The 16,871-nt window shown below is 68.8% G+C and carries 15 protein-coding genes; 6 read left to right on the forward strand and 9 right to left on the reverse strand.

Features of this window, described 5'->3' with window-relative positions; translation table 11 throughout:
• Positions 1 to 636 precede the first annotated feature (636 nt).
• The 6 genes from AMYAL_RS0126870 to araD all read right to left on the reverse strand — a co-directional run bounded on the left by AMYAL_RS0126870 (position 637) and on the right by araD (position 8,895).
• Positions 637 to 1,326: a dienelactone hydrolase family protein gene (locus tag AMYAL_RS0126870; RefSeq protein ID WP_020634366.1), complete on the reverse strand. Its 690-nt coding sequence runs from the start codon at positions 1,324 to 1,326 to the stop codon at positions 637 to 639.
• Positions 1,323 to 2,207, reverse strand: a complete 885-nt coding sequence (locus AMYAL_RS0126875) for an arginase family protein (RefSeq protein WP_020634367.1) — start codon at positions 2,205 to 2,207, stop codon at positions 1,323 to 1,325. Before AMYAL_RS0126875 ends, AMYAL_RS0126870 begins: the two co-directional genes overlap by 4 nt.
• Positions 2,208 to 2,268: 61 nt before the next feature.
• Complete coding sequence (locus tag AMYAL_RS0126880) at positions 2,269 to 3,483, reverse strand: GGDEF domain-containing protein (protein ID WP_245193060.1); 1,215 nt, start codon at positions 3,481 to 3,483, stop codon at positions 2,269 to 2,271.
• A gap of 138 nt (positions 3,484 to 3,621) precedes the next feature.
• On the reverse strand, positions 3,622 to 4,833 hold the full coding sequence (locus tag AMYAL_RS0126885; RefSeq protein WP_020634369.1) for an MFS transporter: 1,212 nt from the start codon (positions 4,831 to 4,833) through the stop codon (positions 3,622 to 3,624).
• Positions 4,834 to 5,224: 391 nt separating this feature from the next.
• On the reverse strand, positions 5,225 to 7,027 hold the full coding sequence (locus AMYAL_RS0126890) for a VanW family protein (RefSeq protein WP_026467486.1): 1,803 nt from the start codon (positions 7,025 to 7,027) through the stop codon (positions 5,225 to 5,227).
• A gap of 149 nt (positions 7,028 to 7,176) precedes the next feature.
• Positions 7,177 to 8,895 carry an L-arabinonate dehydratase gene (gene araD / locus AMYAL_RS0126895; RefSeq protein WP_020634371.1) on the reverse strand — a complete coding sequence of 573 codons (1,719 nt, stop codon included), beginning with the start codon at positions 8,893 to 8,895 and terminating at the stop codon, positions 7,177 to 7,179.
• Positions 8,896 to 8,929: 34 nt separating this feature from the next.
• On the opposite strand from araD, the gene AMYAL_RS0126900 reads away from it, so the two are divergent.
• Genes AMYAL_RS0126900 through AMYAL_RS0126910 form a run of 3 tightly spaced genes read left to right on the forward strand, consistent with a single transcriptional unit; the run spans position 8,930 to position 11,106 of the window.
• The gene (locus AMYAL_RS0126900; protein ID WP_020634372.1) at positions 8,930 to 9,589 is read left to right on the forward strand and encodes a GntR family transcriptional regulator; all 660 of its coding nucleotides are present in this window, start codon (positions 8,930 to 8,932) and stop codon (positions 9,587 to 9,589) included.
• Positions 9,589 to 10,092: a metallophosphoesterase family protein gene (locus tag AMYAL_RS0126905; RefSeq protein WP_020634373.1), complete on the forward strand. Its 504-nt coding sequence runs from the start codon at positions 9,589 to 9,591 to the stop codon at positions 10,090 to 10,092. The genes AMYAL_RS0126900 and AMYAL_RS0126905 overlap by 1 nt, the downstream gene beginning before the upstream one ends.
• 18 nt (positions 10,093 to 10,110) lie before the next feature.
• Positions 10,111 to 11,106, forward strand: coding sequence for a PHP domain-containing protein (locus AMYAL_RS0126910; protein ID WP_020634374.1), 996 nt, complete (start codon positions 10,111 to 10,113; stop codon positions 11,104 to 11,106).
• Between the two features lie 313 nt (positions 11,107 to 11,419).
• On the opposite strand, the gene AMYAL_RS0126915 is transcribed toward AMYAL_RS0126910, so the two are convergent.
• Together AMYAL_RS0126915 and AMYAL_RS0126920 are read right to left on the reverse strand one after the other, a co-directional pair.
• A complete protein-coding gene (locus AMYAL_RS0126915; RefSeq protein ID WP_020634375.1) occupies positions 11,420 to 12,277 on the reverse strand; it encodes a chitosanase in 858 nt (285 codons plus the stop codon).
• Positions 12,278 to 12,383: 106 nt separating this feature from the next.
• The gene (locus tag AMYAL_RS0126920; protein ID WP_020634376.1) at positions 12,384 to 13,340 is read right to left on the reverse strand and encodes an ArsR/SmtB family transcription factor; all 957 of its coding nucleotides are present in this window, start codon (positions 13,338 to 13,340) and stop codon (positions 12,384 to 12,386) included.
• Positions 13,341 to 13,487: 147 nt separating this feature from the next.
• On the opposite strand from AMYAL_RS0126920, the gene AMYAL_RS0126925 reads away from it, so the two are divergent.
• Positions 13,488 to 13,874, forward strand: a complete 387-nt coding sequence (locus AMYAL_RS0126925; protein ID WP_020634377.1) for a hypothetical protein — start codon at positions 13,488 to 13,490, stop codon at positions 13,872 to 13,874.
• A gap of 42 nt (positions 13,875 to 13,916) precedes the next feature.
• On the opposite strand, the gene AMYAL_RS0126930 is transcribed toward AMYAL_RS0126925, so the two are convergent.
• Positions 13,917 to 14,558: a GOLPH3/VPS74 family protein gene (locus tag AMYAL_RS0126930; protein WP_020634378.1), complete on the reverse strand. Its 642-nt coding sequence runs from the start codon at positions 14,556 to 14,558 to the stop codon at positions 13,917 to 13,919.
• 202 nt (positions 14,559 to 14,760) lie between these two features.
• Between AMYAL_RS0126930 and AMYAL_RS0126935 the strand changes: the two genes are divergently transcribed.
• Together AMYAL_RS0126935 and AMYAL_RS0126940 are read left to right on the forward strand one after the other, a co-directional pair.
• Positions 14,761 to 16,236 carry an APC family permease gene (locus AMYAL_RS0126935; protein WP_020634379.1) on the forward strand — a complete coding sequence of 492 codons (1,476 nt, stop codon included), beginning with the start codon at positions 14,761 to 14,763 and terminating at the stop codon, positions 16,234 to 16,236.
• A complete protein-coding gene (locus AMYAL_RS0126940; RefSeq protein WP_020634380.1) occupies positions 16,233 to 16,793 on the forward strand; it encodes a GNAT family N-acetyltransferase in 561 nt (186 codons plus the stop codon). The genes AMYAL_RS0126935 and AMYAL_RS0126940 overlap by 4 nt, the downstream gene beginning before the upstream one ends.
• The last annotated feature ends 78 nt before the right edge of the window (positions 16,794 to 16,871 follow it).

The following is a 16,871-nucleotide window of genomic DNA, read 5'->3' on the forward strand; positions in this document are numbered from 1 at the left end:
CATCCACAGAGGTGGGCAGCCTCGGCACAAGACGCGGATTTCGGCGCCCAAGGGTCCCCGCAAGCTGCCACCCGCCGCCTCTGGAGGTACCTGGGAGTCAGCTGCCCGGAAGTGGCTGACCGCCTTCCCACAGGGCACGAACCGCGAGTGCGAGCGTGCCTTGAAGCAGGCAGGCCACAAGAAGGCGACGACCCGAGTGATCGAGCGTTTACGGCGCGACCTGCCCGCCGCTACACCGCCGCCGCCGCCGAAAGCCAAGACCTCAGCCGGCGACAACCGGGCGGCGAACACCCGGCGGAGCACTTCCGGAAACAAGCGGCGCCGTGCCGCCGGAGCCGTATCGTGGCAAGGCTTCGCAGTTCAGTGGTTGCGAACTCATCCGGACGCGAGCAACCGTAAATGGCGGGAGGCGGTCGAGGAAGCGGGGTATGTCGGAGTCACCAACGCGGCGATTTCCAGGCTCCGCCATGACGCGAAACCCGGCAAGGCAAAACCGTCTCGGCGACCGATCGCTCGCCCGACATCGACCCCGACGCGAACTGCCGGGGTCGACTACTGCGACGGTTGCGGTATCGCGGTTCGCGACGACGGTCTCTGCCGCTGCTAGGCGCTGTCCTGTGCAGTCCGTCCGCGGTCTTACACGGGATAGGTCCTCCGCAGGAACTCCAGGGTCAGCTCCCAGGCGGCCGCGGCGGGCTCGGGCTGATGGAACATCGGCGCCACATGGTTGTGGAACGCGTGCCCCGCGCCTTCGTGGACGTGGATCTCCGCCCCGTCATGCGTGGCGACCGCGTCGGCCAGGCGACGCACCCCTTCGGCGGGAATGTAGGGATCGGCGCCGCCGAACTGGAACTGGATCGGGCAGGTGATCTTGTCCAGCAACGAAAGCTGCTCCGGGACACGGGACCCGTAGTACGACACCGCGACGTCCGGATCGCCCTCGGCGGCGGCCGCGTAGGCCATCGAGCCGCCGAGGCAGAAGCCGAAGACACCCGCCCTGCCGCCGGATCCGGGCAGGGAACGCAGCGTCGCCAGGGTCGCGAGGACGTCGGAAACGGCGCGCGCGGGGTCGAGTTTGCCGGCGACCTCCATCGACGCCGAGACACCGGCTTCGTCGTGCGTGGCCGACCAGCCGGGGGCGATCCGCCAGAACAGTTCGGGCACGGCCACGACGTAGCCGAGCTTCGCGAGGTCGGCGGCGACCGACTTGAGGTAGTCGTCAAGGCCGAAGATCTCCTGGATCAGCACCAGGCCAGGGCCGGAGCCGGATTCGGGCAGCCAGAGCGGGGCGTCGAACGAGCCGTCGGCGACGGTCACCTTGGTCATCGGGTTCCTTCCAGCGCGCGCACGAGGCAGTCCGTCACGAGGGCGGCCTGTGTGCCGTCGGGGTCGAGGTCGGGATCGAAGATGGTCAGTTCCAGCCCTGCCGCGCCGGGGATCGCGACGAGACCCCGCAGCAGGGCGACGAGCTTGTCCGGGCTGAGCCCGCCGGGATCGGGACTGTCCACGGCGGACACGAACTCCGGGTCGAGGGTGTCGATGTCGATGTGGATCCAGAAACCGTCCAGCGGCGCGAAGATCTCGCGCGCGGCGGCGAGCGCGCCGTCGGTGCCGGACGCCATGATCTCCTGGCTGGTCACGACGCGAAGCCCGGTTTCCCTTGCCTCGGCGGATTCCTCCTCGCGAACGCCGAGCACGAGGACGTCCTCGTCGCGGACGTAGGGCGAAAGGCCGTCCACATCGGCCAGTTCCGGTGCGCCTCGGCCGGTCACGACGGCAAGCGCTTCGCCGCCGACGTTGGCGACGTGGTCGGAGTTGCCGAGGTGCCGGAAGTCGTCGTGACCGTCGAAATAGGCGATGCCGAAGCGTCCTTCGCGACGCAGGGTCAGCATCGCGGCGAGCGCGATCGAGCAGTCGCCGCCGAGCACGACCGGGAAGCCGCCGTCCGCGCGGATCTTCGCGAGGCGCCCGGCGAGGGCCGCCGTGTAGGCCGCGATGCCTTCCGCGTTCCGGACGCCGCTTTCCGGCGACCACGCGGGCAGATACCGCGGCGGTGTGACCACGCCGCCGTCGGTCGCGCCCAACCGGGCGAGCAGGTCGTGGTCACGCAGCGCGCCCGGCGCCTTGTAGCAGCCTGGGATCACTCCTTCGGCGGGCGGGCGCAGGCCGAGGTTGGACGGTGCGTCGAGCAGTACGAGATTCCCCATCACCTCACCGTAGTAGCCGCCGCTGGTGTCGCGTCGGTCGGTGACAACGCGGGGGGATGGGTCAGCCGGTCACCTGGTAGCCCGAGGTCCGGTTCCGCCCGGTGTTCTTCGCCTCGTAAAGCGCCCTGTCCGCGACGGCGATCACCGTGTCCAGGTCGGCGACCCCCGGCCGGTCGGCCAGCCCGATCGACACGGTGACGTGCTCCGGCAGGTCACCGGCACGGGAGGCCACACTCGACCGGATCCGTTCCGCGATCGCGTGGGCGTGCACGGCGGACGTGCCGGGCAGCAGCACGACGAACTCCTCCCCGCCGAACCGCCCGACCAGATCCGTACCGCGCACCTCGGTGCGCAGCGTTTCCGCGATCGCCGCCAGATACCGGTCGCCGACCAGGTGCCCGTGCCGGTCGTTGATCAGTTTGAACCGGTCGACGTCCACCATCAGCAGGCTGGTGCGCCGTCCCGCGCGCCGCGCGCGGTCGAGTTCGTCGGCCGCGGCCTCGCGCCACGCCTTGGCGTTGAGCAGCCCGGTCTTGGCGTCGCTGCTCGCCTGCCGTTTCAGCTGCCGCAGCAGGACACCGCGGTGCAGCACCAGCGTGATCCCGACGACCAGCAGCAGTACCACCGGCCAGTCCCGCAGCGCCCACGCCACGATGACACCGAGGGCGATCGTCGCCGCTTCGAGCGCGTACTCGAACGGCTTCGCCAGCGCGTCACGCAGCTTGTCGTGCGGGGTGCCGTAGTACACGGCGACCGTCATCAGCACGGTGTTGACCAGCAGGAACACTCCGCCCGCCACGACGATCGACCCGAACGACGAGACGTCGCGGGGGAGCGCGTCGAACGGGGCGGCGTAGCGGGCGAGGTAGGCGGCGGCCGCGAAACCCGACAGCACGGTGGCCGACATGGAGAACGTCCGCCGGAACAACGGGTTCGGCTGCCCGCGGAACCAGCGGTAGAAGAACGACGCGCCGATGACCAGCGCGGCCAGCCCAGGGTGCATCAGCAGTACGGCGGCGAAGGTCCAGACGCTGTCGAGCGAGATGTGCGGCGTTCCCGCGAACCGTTCCCGCACTCGTTCCACCGGACGTGACAACTCCGTGTACAACACGACGCTGGTGATCAGGATCGCGAAGGGGATGGCATCGCCCTGACTGAACGGGAGCCGGAGAAAAGACCAGGCGGATCCGGCGATCGCCGCGACGTCCACCAGGAGGACGAAGCCGATCAAGCCGCGGTTGGGTAGCTTCCACAGCGCCCAATTCGTTAGCGCCACGGTGACGAACGTAATCGGTTGGATACTAGGTGTCACTACGCTGTATGGGTAGGCGTGGGTGCACCACGCGTGACCGGATCGGGATGCGGAGGGGGTGAGCTCCATGCGCGGGCAGAACTGGTGAACATCCGGTTCCGGTCAAAGGGGGTGAAGCGGGGCCACGTGGCGCCAAGCCCAGGTGGCCGGAACAGCCACAACGAGACCGGCCAATGCGATGACCGAGACCGTCGTCGCGGGTGAGCCGAGCACGCCGACGAGCAGGCCGCCGGCGATCAGCCCGATTCCCTGCACGGCGATGAGTCCCGACCCGGCGAGGCCGAAAGCCTGGCCTCGTTCGGTGTCGGGGACCAAGCGCATGAACGTGGTGCTCGCGGTGACCTGGTAGGCCGCGCACATCCCGGACAGCACGAGCAGTCCGGCGGCGTAGGGGAGCGAGGGCCGGAACCAGAACGCCGCGAGCGGCACGATCGCGCCGAGCGCCAGTATCCCGACCATCCGCAGCCGGATTTCGGGCCGCACCAGCCTGCCCAGCACGAACACGCCGAGCACGATCCCCGCCGGATGCGCCGCGAGCAGCAGCCCGGCCGTCGCCGCCCCGCCGCCGATCTCCGCGGCGTAGGGCACGGCGAGACCTTCCGGCACGATCACGAAACCCGCCAGCCAGGCCAGGCCGACCAGCGCGCGCAACCGGCGGTCACGCCAGATCGTGCGGGCACCCGCCGAAAGCCGCCGCAGGGTCGACGTCGCCGGTCCGCCGGAACCCGAAGCGGCCCTGGCACGGACACCCAGCCGGAGGACGATCGCCGAGACCCCGAACGTCACCGCGTCGACGGCCAGCCCGCGTCCGGGCCCGATCACGGCGATCACCGCGCCGCCCAAGGCGAACCCGGCGAGCTGGCCGACCTGGTTGGTGATCTTCAGCAGGGACTGGCCCAGCACATAGGCGTCCCCGCTCAGCACCGACGGCAGGACGGCGGCCTGCGCGGCGGTGAACGGCGCGTTCGCCAGCTGCACCACCACGAGCACGGCGGCGAGTACGGGCAACGGGATGCCGGGGACGGCGAGCACCGCGACCAGGATCGCCCGGACGACGTCGGAGCAGACCATCACCGCGCGGCGGGGGAACCGGTCGGCCAGCCCGCCGAGCAGCGGTCCGCCGATCAAGTCCGGCAGGTAGGTGAGCGCGTAGGTCAGCGCCGGCCAGGTCGCCGAACCGGTCCGCTGGAACACCAGCACCGACAGGGCGACCCTGGCCACCTGATCACCGAGGATCGACTGGAGTTCCGCGAACCAGATCGCCCGCAGTTCACCGACCGCGAGGATCTGCCGGAAGGTCGCCTTGGAGTCCACGAGGTGGCCACCCCCGCTCGATCGGGTTCACCACTCAGAGTACTCCGCCGGACGCTTTCAGTGAACCCTCGCAAGTGCATCGAGGAGGAGGTGTCGTGTTCAGGTGAGACGGGCGATCTCGCGTGATCAGGCGACGTTCACCGAGTTCGCCGTCCGATCACGTGAGTTCCGTTTCTGATCACGCGAGTCACGTCTTCGCTCACCTCGGACACGGTGAGTCGGAGGTGTTGCGAAAGCCACTTTCGCAACCTTCAACGTTGCGAAAGTGGCTTTCGCAACATCCGAAGCCGGTACACCGGCGAGCCGGCCTGACATCTTTGCCTTACTGCCACATGAAGGCCCCCTTCACGGCGCTAGGCGCACTGAAGGGGGCCTTCATGTACTTCCGGGACTACTCCGTGCCGCAGGTGATCTTCGGCTGCGGGTTGTAGTGCACGTTCCGGGTGTGACGCCGGACCTCGCGGCCCGTCGCGGCGTCCTTGATGACCCGTGTGTCCGACGTGGTGAAGCCGGGCGCGCCGTTGCTGGGCTTGCAGTTCTCGGCCGGGCCGGGCTTCGTCGGCGGGTCGGACGGGTTGCTGCGGCCGCCGGGGATCGACTCGACGGTGTACTTCTTGGTGCCCCACAGCCGGATCGTGATGTCCGACGGCGTCCAGATGGTCTGGATCGCGATGCCCGTGTCACCGTCGTTGGTGAACTTCAGGTCGATCACGCTGCCGCCGCCGTGGTTCTGGAACACGGTCGCCTCGCGCGCGGCGGGGTAGCGGCTGATGTAGTAGCTGTGCTCCTTGTGCTCGGTGTCCTTCATCCCGGCGAAGTACGAGGCGTTGTACAGCGTGGTCGCGAACTGCGAGATCCCGCCGCCGACCTCGCGGCCGGGTGCGCCGTCCTTGATGACACCGGCCTCGACGTAACCCTGCGGGGCGCCGCGCGGCCCGGTGAACCCGTTGAGGCTGAACGTCTCGTTCGGCTTCACGATGGCGCCGTTCACCTTCTGCGCCACGACCCGGATGTTCGTCCCCGAGTCCGCGGCGAATCCGCCGGTCTTGAACTCGCTGACGACCTCCTTGATGCCGAGCTGGTTCGCCTGCTCGGTGGTCACCTTGGCCGGGGTCTTCTTGTAGGTCACCGGCAGCTCGCGGGGCGCGGTGCGCTTGAGCACGTCGAGCACCGGCTTGAGGCTCGGCTCCCAGTCGACGACGTTGGCGTCCTCGGAGGGCTGGACGGTCGGCTTGCCGCCTTCGAAGACGATCTGCGCGTCCTTGCCCTCCTTCTCGGTGGGCTTCAGCTGCGGGCCCGCGGCCTCGATGATCTTGTTGTTGTCCACCTTCGGGTTCAGCACGCCGCCGTCGGCGGGTTCGAAGGTCAGCGCGGCCGCGATGGCTTCGGGTTTGACGATCGCGTCCTTGCCCTCGCCCTTGATCACCATCGGCGACGCCACGGCGGGCTTCGCGATCTGGTCGAGGGCGGCGTGGACGGCCTCGGCGGAGACCTTGACCGGGGTCTGGGTGACCGCGAGCGTGAGCGGCTCGCCGGTCGCCCAGCGGTCAAGGATGGTCTTCTTCGCGGCCTCGACGTCGAGCTTCTGCCCGGTCTTCGGCTCGACCGCGACCGGCTTGGCCTCCTCGAAGCGGACGGTGCCCTCGACCGGGTCGCGGTCGACCTTGTCGCGCAGGTTCTCCAGCGCGGCGGTGAGCTTGCCGTCGTCGGTCTGCGTGACGACGCCGACCTCGGTGGTCGAGAAGAACGACGCGATCCGCGTGAACGGGCTCAGCGGCTGATCGCCCGCCTGGTCCAGGGTGGCGGGCCAGTCGAGGCGCAGACCTGCCGTGTTCGGCGCCAGCGACTCCTCGGCGTCACCCGCGGCGACCTTCACCGGCCGGGTCAGCCGCGGCTCGATGGTGCCCTTGAGCTCCTTCTCGGCCGCCGTGCGGTCCATCCCGCCGACGTCGACCCCGGCGACGGTGACGCCGCGGGGGACGCTGCCCTGGGAGACCAGCACGTCGAGGGCGTACGCGACGACCAGTAGGCCGAACACGCCGCCGCCGATGAAGGCGGCCTTGCGGTAGCTCCGTCGGCGTTTCGGTGGCGTGGGCTCCTGCGGCGTGGCAGACTCCGCGAACCCGGACGTGACGACCGGGAGAATGTCCGTCTGCTCAGCGTGGGACTCGGGCCAGCGCGGTTCCTGCGGCAACTCTCCACCCTCCACGGTCCAGTGAGCCTGGACGTCGTGATCGAACATCCGGGCCTTCCACACGTTCCGGACGTACGTTCAAGATACGGGGGGCGTTTTGTGAGCTTGCAACTCGCCCGGTTGGGTGAGCGGGTCACTCCGTCGGGTGGTCACTGGGCGTCAGGTTCCGGATTTTCGCCCACTCTGGCGAGAAAGTCGAAGTCACAGCCCTCGTCGGCTTGCGTGATGTGTTCGGAGTACAACGCGCCGTAACCCCGTTCGTACCGCGGGGGCGGGGTGGTCCACTGTTCCCGGCGGTGTTGCAATTCCGCATCATCGACGTCGAGGGTCAGCCGTCGCGAAGGGACGTCCAATGTGATCGGATCGCCGTCGCGGACCAGCGCGAGTGGTCCGCCCACGTGGGATTCCGGTGCGACGTGCAGCACGCAGGCGCCGTAGCTGGTGCCGCTCATCCGGGCGTCGGAAACCCGGACCATGTCCCGGACCCCCTTGGTCAGCAGGTGATCGGGCAGCGGCAGCATCCCGTATTCGGGCATGCCGGGGCCGCCGAGCGGGCCGGATCCGCGCAGCACCAGGACCGAGTCCTCGGTGATGCCGAGGGCGGGGTCGTTGATGCGCTTCTTCAAGTCCCTGTAGTCGTCGAAAACCACCGCGGGTCCAGTGTGGACGAGCAGCCGCGGGTCCGCGGCGATGTGCTTGATCACCGCCCCCGAAGGAGCGAGATTTCCGCGCAGCACCGCGACTCCACCCTCCGCGGCGACCGGGTTGTCGCGGGTGCGGATGACGTCGTCGTTGTGCACCCGCGCCGTTTCCAGTGTCTCGCCGAGGGGCCGGCCGGTGACCGTGACGCGATCGGTGTGCAGCAGATCGGTCAGCCGGGAAAGCAGGCCGGGAAGTCCGCCCGCGTAATGGAAATCCTCCATCAGCCAGACCCCGCCGGGCCGGATGTCCGCCAGTACCGGGACCCGGCGCGCGATCGCGTCGAAATCGTCGACGGACAACGGGATCCGCCCGCGACCGGCCATCGCGATCAGATGGATGACGGCGTTCGTGGAGCCGCCGAGCGCCAGCACGGTGGTGATCGCGTCGGCGTACGCGCGCTTGTCGAGGATCTTCGTGATGGTGAGGTCCTCCCACACCATGTCCACCACACGCGCGCCGCTCGCCGCGGCCATCCGGTGGTGCGCCGAGTCCACGGCGGGGATCGACGCCGCGCCGGGCAAGGTCAGCCCGAGGACCTCGGCGACCGACATCATCGTGGACGCCGTTCCCATCGTCATGCAGGTTCCGGGGGAGCGGGCGAGCCCACGCTCCAATTCGGACAGTTCCGCGTCGCCGATCAGCCCGGCGCGCTTGTCGTCCCAGTACTTCCACATGTCGGTGCCACTGCCGAGTACCTCGTTCCGCCAGTGCCCGCGCAACATCGGGCCCGCCGGCACGAAGATCGCGGGCAGGCCGGCGCTCACCGCGCCCATCAGCAACGCGGGCGTCGTCTTGTCGCAGCCGCCCATGAGGACGGTGCCGTCGATCGGGTAGGACCGCAGGATTTCTTCGGTCTCCATCGAAAGCAGGTTGCGGTAGAGCATCGGAGTCGGCTTCTGAAAGGTCTCCGAAAGCGTCGCGACGGGGAATTCCAGCGGGAACCCGCCCGCCTGCCACACCCCGCGCTTGACTTGTTCCGCGCGTTCGCGCAGATGCATGTGGCACGGGTTGATGTCGCTCCAGGTGTTGAGGATCGCGATGACGGGCTTCCCGAGGTGTTCCTCCGGGTTGTAGCCGAGTTGCCTGCTCCGGGCGCGGTGGCTGAAACCGCGCAGCTCGTCGCCACCGAACCAGCGGTGGCTGCGGAGATCCTCGGGGGCTTTCATGACCCGAGTATGACATCTCATATATGATTGCTCGATGTCTTCGACCTTCAGCTTGCCCGCCTCGCGTACCGAAGTGGTGCTCGACGAGATCCGCCGCGGCATCCTCACCCGCGAGCTCAAGCCAGGGCAGCCGCTGGTCGAAGCCGAGCTCGCGGCCCGGCTCGGGGTGTCGAAGACGCCGGTCCGCGAGGCGCTCAAGGTGCTGTCGAACTCGGGGCTCGTGACGTTCAGCCCTTACAAGGGCGCGTCGGTGTGCGTGGTGGACGCGGAGCTGGCGAGGTCCGTCTACGACGTCCGCATGGTGCTGGAGCCCGAGGCCGTGCGCCGGTCGGTGGAACGCCGCTCGCCGGACCTGCTCGAAGACGCCGCGGAGGCGCTGAAGGAGGCGTCGGCGGCGATCGCGGACAAGGACCAGGCCGCGCTCAGCCTGCTCAACCGCCGGTTTCACCGCGCGCTCTACAGCGGCTGCGGCAACCCGTTGATGGTCTCGATGCTGGACGACCTCAAGGACCGCGCCGCACTGATCAGCGTGGTCGGCTGGGAGGCGAATCCCAGCTGGCGCAAGGAATGGACCGAACACAAGGCGGTGCTGGCGGCGGCGAAGAAGGGTGACGCCGACGGCGCGGCGGGACTGTTGCGCGCCCACATCGGTGACTTCCTGGACCGGATCCTCGAGGCCATCGGAGCCGAGTGATGCGCCTGCTGCTCATCGCCGACACGCATCTGCCGCTGCGCGCGAAGGCGCTGCCGGAACAGGTCTGGCGCGAGGTCGACGCGGCGGACGTCGTCGTCCACGCCGGTGACTGGGTCGAGGCCGCCTTGCTGGACGAGCTCGAAGCCCGGAGCGAGCGGCTCATCGGGGTCTGGGGCAACAACGACGGCGCGGACCTGCGGGCACGGCTCCCCGAGATCGCGCGGGCCGAACTCGGCGGTGTCCGGCTGGCCGTCATCCACGAAACCGGCGGCAAACAGGGCCGCGAGCAGCGCTGCGACGAGCAGTTCCCGGACGCCGACGTCCTCGTGTTCGGGCACAGCCACATTCCCTGGGACACGGTCACGCCGAACGGGCTGCGGCTGCTGAACCCCGGCTCGCCGACCGACCGGCGTCGGCAGCCGTTCTGCACGTATCAGACCGCCGGGATCCGCGACGGCGAGTTGCGCGATGTCGCCCTTCATGAGCTGCCTCTTCGCCGCTGACGGGGTAGACAGGGAGCCATGGAACCGGCGCAGGCGTTGAGGGAGATCGCGTTCCGGCTGGAGCGCGCGGGCGAGCCGTCCTACCGGGTGCGGGCGTTCCGGCAGGCGGCCTCGGTGATCGCCAAGGTCAAGCCCGATGACCTGCGCAAACGTGCCGAGGCGGGCACGCTGACCGCGTTGCCGAACATCGGCAAGGCGACCGCGGCCGTCGTCGAAGACGTCCTCGCCGGCCGCCGTCCCGCGTACTTCGAGAAGATCGGCGAGCCGAAGCTGCCCGACGGCGGCCCGATGCGGGCCGCGCTGCGCGGCGACTGCCACACCCATTCGGACTGGTCCGATGGCGGGAGCCCGATCGAGGAGATGGCCGAGGCCGCCCGTGCGCTCGGGCACGAATGGATGGTGCTGACCGACCATTCGCCGCGGCTGACCGTCGCCAACGGTCTCTCGCCGGAGCGGCTGCGACGGCAGATGGACGTCGTCGCGGAACTGAACGAGACGATGGCGCCGTTCCGGATCCTGCACGGCATCGAGGTCGACATCCACCTCGACGGCACTCTCGACCAGGAGGAAGACCTGCTGGAGCGGCTGGACTTCGTCGTCGCGAGCGTGCATTCGAAGCTGCGGATGCCCGCTCGGGAGATGACGCCGAGGATGATCGCGGCGGTGTCGCATCCGCGGGTCCGGGTGCTGGGGCACTGCACCGGGCGGCTGGTGATGGGGGCGCGCGGGAAGCGGCCCGAATCGGAGTTCGACGCGGAGGCGGTGTTCACCGCTTGCCGGGACAACGGGGTCGCCGTCGAGATCAACTCGCGTCCCGAACGCCGGGACCCGCCGACGCGGCTGCTGAACCTGGCCGTGGACCTGGGCTGCGACTTCGCGATCGACAGCGACGCGCACGCGCCGGGGCAGCTGGACTGGCTGGTCTACGGCTGCGTGCGGGCCACCGAGCTGGGCATCGAGCCGGACCGGGTGATCAACACACGGACCGCCGAGGACCTGCTGGCCACCGCCTAGACCGTCCGCGAGCCGTGACTCACGTGCCCAGCCCCCGCACTCACGTGATCAGAGCCGTGACTCACGTGATCAGACCCGGAACTCACGTGACCAGTGGGACGACACACGTGACTGAATGAACGACACGCGTGATTGGACGGACGCCACGCGGTGGGACTCGGCGGTGGCCGAGTGTCGTCCGTCCAGTCACGAGTGTCGTCCGTCTGATCACACGTGCCGTCCACTCGGTCACGCGAAAGTAGCGGCTGGCCCGCGGGGGTCGTGAGTGGCGATTCGGGGTGGAACACGACTTGCCACTCACGACCACCGGGCGCTAGCCGGTCTCGTACGGGTCCCCGTAGACCTTCCACTTCAGCGGGGTGTGCAGGTCGAGGTTGCCGTCGTTGAGCCAGACCAGCTGCGCGGTGTCGATCCGCGACGTGTCCGCGTGCGCCTCTTCCTGCTTCATGACCACCCGCCGCGCGTCGAGGAACGCCTTCAGGTACGTCTTCTCGTCACCGCCCTGGGACGGCGGCTTCGCCTTCTGGAGCGCGGCCGAGCGGATGCCGCCGAAGCTGGCCTGGCTGGTGCCAGGACCGTGCATCACGATGGCGTCGTAGTAGATGAATTGTCCCAGTGCGCCCAGGCCGTCCGATTTCGCCTGGTTCACCGCCGGGTCGAAATAGACGCGGTCGCGTTCGCCGTTCTGCGCTTCCTTGAAATCGGAACGGCCGGCGGCCTCCTTCCATGCGTTTTCGAAACCACTGCCGAGGCCTTCGTGCGAATCGCTGCCGTCGACCTTCCGCAGCGCCGGGAGATAGTCCGCGAGCGGGTTGTCCGGAACCGACTTGGTGTACCGCTCGACGAGATCGAGCATGTCGCCGGTGCCGGAACAGAACCCGATGATGCCGGCGGTGTACCCGCGGCCGTCACCGATGTCCTCGATGTAGGAGTACTGCGCTTTCCAGTCCAGAGAAGAGTTTTCCGCGCTGGAGACGATCTGCATCGCGATCTCCTTCTTCTCCGGCGAGGCGAGGTCGCCACCGGAGGCGAAGATCGACGCCGACGCCGACGCCGGGACGGGCTCGGCGGACGCGAGTGAAGAGAGCGCGACAGGGCCGGAAACGGCGAGAGCGAGAACGGAGACCGCACCGAGAGCGCGGTGCATCGCGGGCCGCAGGGCGTTACTCATGAAAGGTGTCCCTTTCTGCAGAGAATTGTCATTTTCTCATCGGTGTTGCTGCGGCGTGCGCACACGATAACCATGGGTGACAGTTTCCGGCAAGGGGTTCAGCCGGTTAAAGATTTTTGCGGAGCAAGGCCGACCCCAGCGGTGTGAGGTGGTGCCGCACCGTGTTGCCCTGGCGCACGCTGAGCACGAGACCCGCCTCGCGGAGCACGGTGGCGTGCTGGCTCGCCGAGGACACGGAGATCCCGGCGCGGCGCGCCAGATCGCTGGTCCGCCCGCCCTCCGCGATCGTCTCCAGGACTGCCGCGCGGGTGTGCCCCAGTAGCGCGGCCATGGCCGGTCCCCGGTCATGGGGCACGACCTCGGGAGCCCGCTGTTCGATCGGATACACGAGTACCGGCACCTGGTCGTTCGCGACCAGCGTCACCCCGGTCCGCCAGCAGAAGAACGACGGGACGAGCAGCAGCCCCCGTCCGGCGAGACGGAGGTCGTGGCGCACCGGGTAGTCGACTTCGAGCACCGGCGCCTTCCAGCGCATCGAGGCGGAAAGCCCGCGCAACAGCCCCTCCACACCTTCGGTGAGCAAGACTTGCGCCTGCAGGGCTCGCTGACGATCGAAGCGCGCGAGGATCTCGTTCCACACCGGCTCGATCGCCGCACGATGGTAGGACCGGACCGCCCGCGCCAGCGCGCCGAGCGCCGCCGGATGGGCGTCGCCGAGATCCCGTGCCCACGGGGTCGGCTTCCGGGAGCGGGCCAGCGTCGCCAGATCCCGTCGCAGAGCGCGGCGGCAGGTGCCGCTCAGCGCCTCCAGTTGCTCGTCGAGATCCTCGCCGGACGGCGTCAGGAAATCGGGGAAGTACCCGCTGGGCGGGACCAGCGTCAGCAACGGTCCGGCCGCCTTCGGCAGACGGCTGCGGACCGTGCCGCGCCATTTCCGCACCGGCAGATCACCGTCCCCGCGTTGCAGCCGATGCAGGCTCAACGTCGTCTCCCACATCGGATCCGGCCTCGTCGCGACCCTGACCCGAGCCAGATCCTCCCCGGAAAAATGCACGCGCAGCACAGCTTCCCCCTCCCCAGGTTCCCCGAAGGAATTAACGCACGGGAAGCACGTTTTGGCGATGTTTCAACCAGGACTAAAAGTGCGCGGGACACCCTGAGGCGCCTGGCACGGTTCGTGGGGCAGGGTCCACTACCGAGGGGATGAAAGATGAACATCAAGAAGTTCGGGCTCGCCGCCACGGGTGCGGTGATGGCGTTCGGGTCGCTGTTCGCGGCCACTCCCGCCACGGCGGCTCAGGCGATCGACGGCCAAGCCCCGCGCAAGGAAGTGGTGTGCCAGGAGAACCCGTACAACCTCTACCCGCCGGGCGGCTGGGCCCAGTTCACCGTCCGGTGTGGTGGTAACACCGTGGCCATCTCCGGCTGGGTGCTGGACACCAAGAAGGATGGCAAGTGTGCCTACGTGAAGGTCTACTGGCCGAGCGAAAACCGGACGGTCACGAGCCCGAGGGCATGTCCTGAAAAGAACAAGAAGAGCTATACGTTCTACGGGCTGTACGCCGCGAACCCGGTGGTCACCGCCCACACCGACTGAGCTGCCAGGCCGCGCGGGGGACTCCCTCCGCGCGGCCGCCGGTCACCGTCTGTCGCCGGTGTAGACGACGGCGGCCCCCACCGCGTCCACGCCCGAGATCAGCTCGGCGAGCGCCCGCGGGAGTTCCCGGTGCGTTTCCTCGGCCCAGGCCCGCAGGCCGGCGCGGTCGAGTTCCGGTTCGCAGAGATCGTCGAGACCGACGGTCCAGGCCAGCAGGGCCAGGCAGACCGAATGCGGATCCGGCCGTTCGGTGCCGAGGACGGCCGTCCTCGCCTTGCTGCGCGCGGCCGTCGACATCAGCAGATCGCGCGGCGGGTACCGGTGATTCTTCCGCATGAGCACCCGGTCGGTCTCGCGGTCGATCACTCCCGCGGCGAGCAGATTGCCCGCGACCGTTTCCCCGAGATCCTGCCGGAGATGGCCGACCCATTCCCGGACGGTGTGCCGCTCGCGTTCGCCGAGGATTTCCGTGAACACCCCGTCCAGTGCGGGATGCGCCAGGCCGCGGCGGGTCAGCGGCCGGATTCGCTTGCGTTCCACGGTGATCCGCTCGGCGAGGAGGAGATCGCAGAGCGCCGCACCGGCCATTCCGATGCCGAGTCCGGTGCGTCGCAGCGCGGGTTTTCCGGTGAACTCGTCGTGGGCGAGGAAGAACAGGGAATCGACCAAGGTCAGCCGACGCATGAATGGCACGCCCTCCGGCGTTGTAGTGCGGGACGGCCAAAATAGCGGTAGCCCGCGTACCGCTGCGACCCGAGGTCCGTTTTTAGCCTGAACGGACGTATCTCACCGGGTTGCCCGGCCCTAAGGTGGGATGGCTTTCGCAAGATCAAGAACGCGAACCGACCGTGTTCGCTGACAAACCGACGTCCGGGGGGACGGGTCCATGGGTACGCACAGGCCGAGGCGCGGTCTCGGTCACCGGCGGCTCGGAGCCGCCCAGATCGTCTTCTTCGTGGTGGCAGCGGCGGGTCCGCTCTTCGCCATCGCGGGCGGGGTCCCGACGAACTACGCGGTCACCGGCAGTGTCGGTGTGCCGCTGTCGTTCCTCCTGCTCGCCCCGATCCTGGGGCTGTTCGCGGTCGGGTACGCGGCGATGAGCCGCTACATCACCAACGCGGGCGCGTTCTATCCCTATGTCGCCAACGGGGTCGGCAAATCCACCGGCGCCGGGATCGCGTTCGTCACGCTGATCTCCTACAACGCCATCCAGATCAGCATCTACGGCCTGTTCGGCTGGTCGGTGTCGACCTGGCTCGGCACGCTCACCGGGTCCCCGCCGCCGTGGTGGCTGTGCGCGCTGGTGATGGTGCTGATCGTCGGCGTGCTCGGTGTCCTGCGGGTCGATCTCAACGCCAAGGTGCTCGGGGTGGCGTTGTGCCTCGAAGTCGCCGTCGTCGCGATCGTCGACATCGCGTTGTTCGCGAATCCCGCCGGTGGCAGCGTTTCCTGGGTTCCGCTGGAGCCGTCGAGCCTGTTCACGACCGGTGTGGGCGCGGTGTTCGCGTTCTCCGCCGCCGCGTTCATCGGTTTCGAGGGCGCGGCGACCTACGGCGAGGAGACGCGCGAACCCAGCCGCACGGTCGGCAGGGCGACGTTCGCCGCGATCGGCCTCACGGCGGTGCTCTACGTCGTTTCGTCGCTCGCGCTGGCGGTGGGCGCCGGGCCCGACGTCATCGTCACCACGGCGGCCGCCCAGGGGCCGGATCTGCTGTTCAACCTGGCGGGTCAGCATCTCGGTGGCACCTTCTCCGACATCGCGTACACGCTTTTCGTGACCGGCCAGTGCGCGGCGCTGCTGAGCTTCCACAACGCCGTCGCACGCTACTTCTTCGCGCTGGGCAGGGAAGGGCTGCTGCCGCGCTCGCTGGCCAAGACCAGCAAGCGCACCGGCGCGCCCGTGGGCGGTTCGCTCACGCAGACCGCGCTGGCCCTGGTGGTCGTCGCCCTCTTCGCGGTCGCGGGCCGCGACCCGGTGACCGAACTGTTCACCTGGCTCGGCACCACGGCGTCGACCGGTGTCGTGGTGATCATGATCGCCGTCTCGCTTTCGGTGATCGGCTTTTTCAAACGCCGCCGCCAGGTCGAAAACGCCTGGCGCCGCTGGATCGCGCCCGGACTGGCGATCCTCGCGCTGTCGGCCGTCCTCGCGCTGATCCTGCTCAACTTCGATCTCCTGCTCGGCCCGGCAGGCAATTTCCTGCTGCGCTGGGGACTGCCCGGTCTCGTGGTCGTCGCCGCACTGGCGGGTTTCCTGCGCGCGGAAGTGTTGCGGACAAGGGATCCCGAGACCTACGCCGCGATCGGCGGCCCGCTCGAAGGTGACGACGAGGAACTCGCGACGCTGCGGGCGGGACGATGACCGTGCGCGCCGCCGAACCGTCCGAATTGGACACCGTGGTCGACGTGCTGACCGAGGCCTTCCACGACGATCCGGTCAGCGTGTGGGTCTTTCCCGGTGCCGGGCGCCGCGCGGTGGCGCTGTCGATCTTCCATCGGGCGATGGTGCGCGGAACCCTCTCCGCGGGCGGCCACGTCGACGTCACCGACGACCTGTCCGGAGCCGTCCTCTGGACACCCGGCGGCGAGGAGGACGTGGACGGCGACGCGTTCACCGGACTCACCGGGGAAGAGATCGGCAGGCTCGCCGCGTTGTTCGAGCTGATGACCGGGCACGCTCCCGGCGGCGACCACCACCACGCGCAGTTCATCGGTGTCCGCAGGAGCGCGCAGCGGCAGGGGATCGGCGCGCGGCTCATGCGCCACGGGCTCGACCGCAACGGCGCCGTGCCCGCGTATCTGGAAGCCAGCAGCCCGGAGAGCGCGAAGCTGTACCGGCGGCTGGGTTTCCGTGACCACGGACCGGCTTTCGCGGTCGAGGGCGGGCCGCCGATGCGGCCCATGTGGCGGGAGCCGTGACAGATCTCTCGTCGATTTGTCTATAAAGGACTGGTAAAGTCGGCGGCAGATGACGACGAACCGTGCCCCCGCCCCACG

Origin of the sequence: Amycolatopsis alba DSM 44262 (assembly GCF_000384215.1) — a bacterium.
Taxonomy (GTDB): domain Bacteria; phylum Actinomycetota; class Actinomycetes; order Mycobacteriales; family Pseudonocardiaceae; genus Amycolatopsis; species Amycolatopsis alba.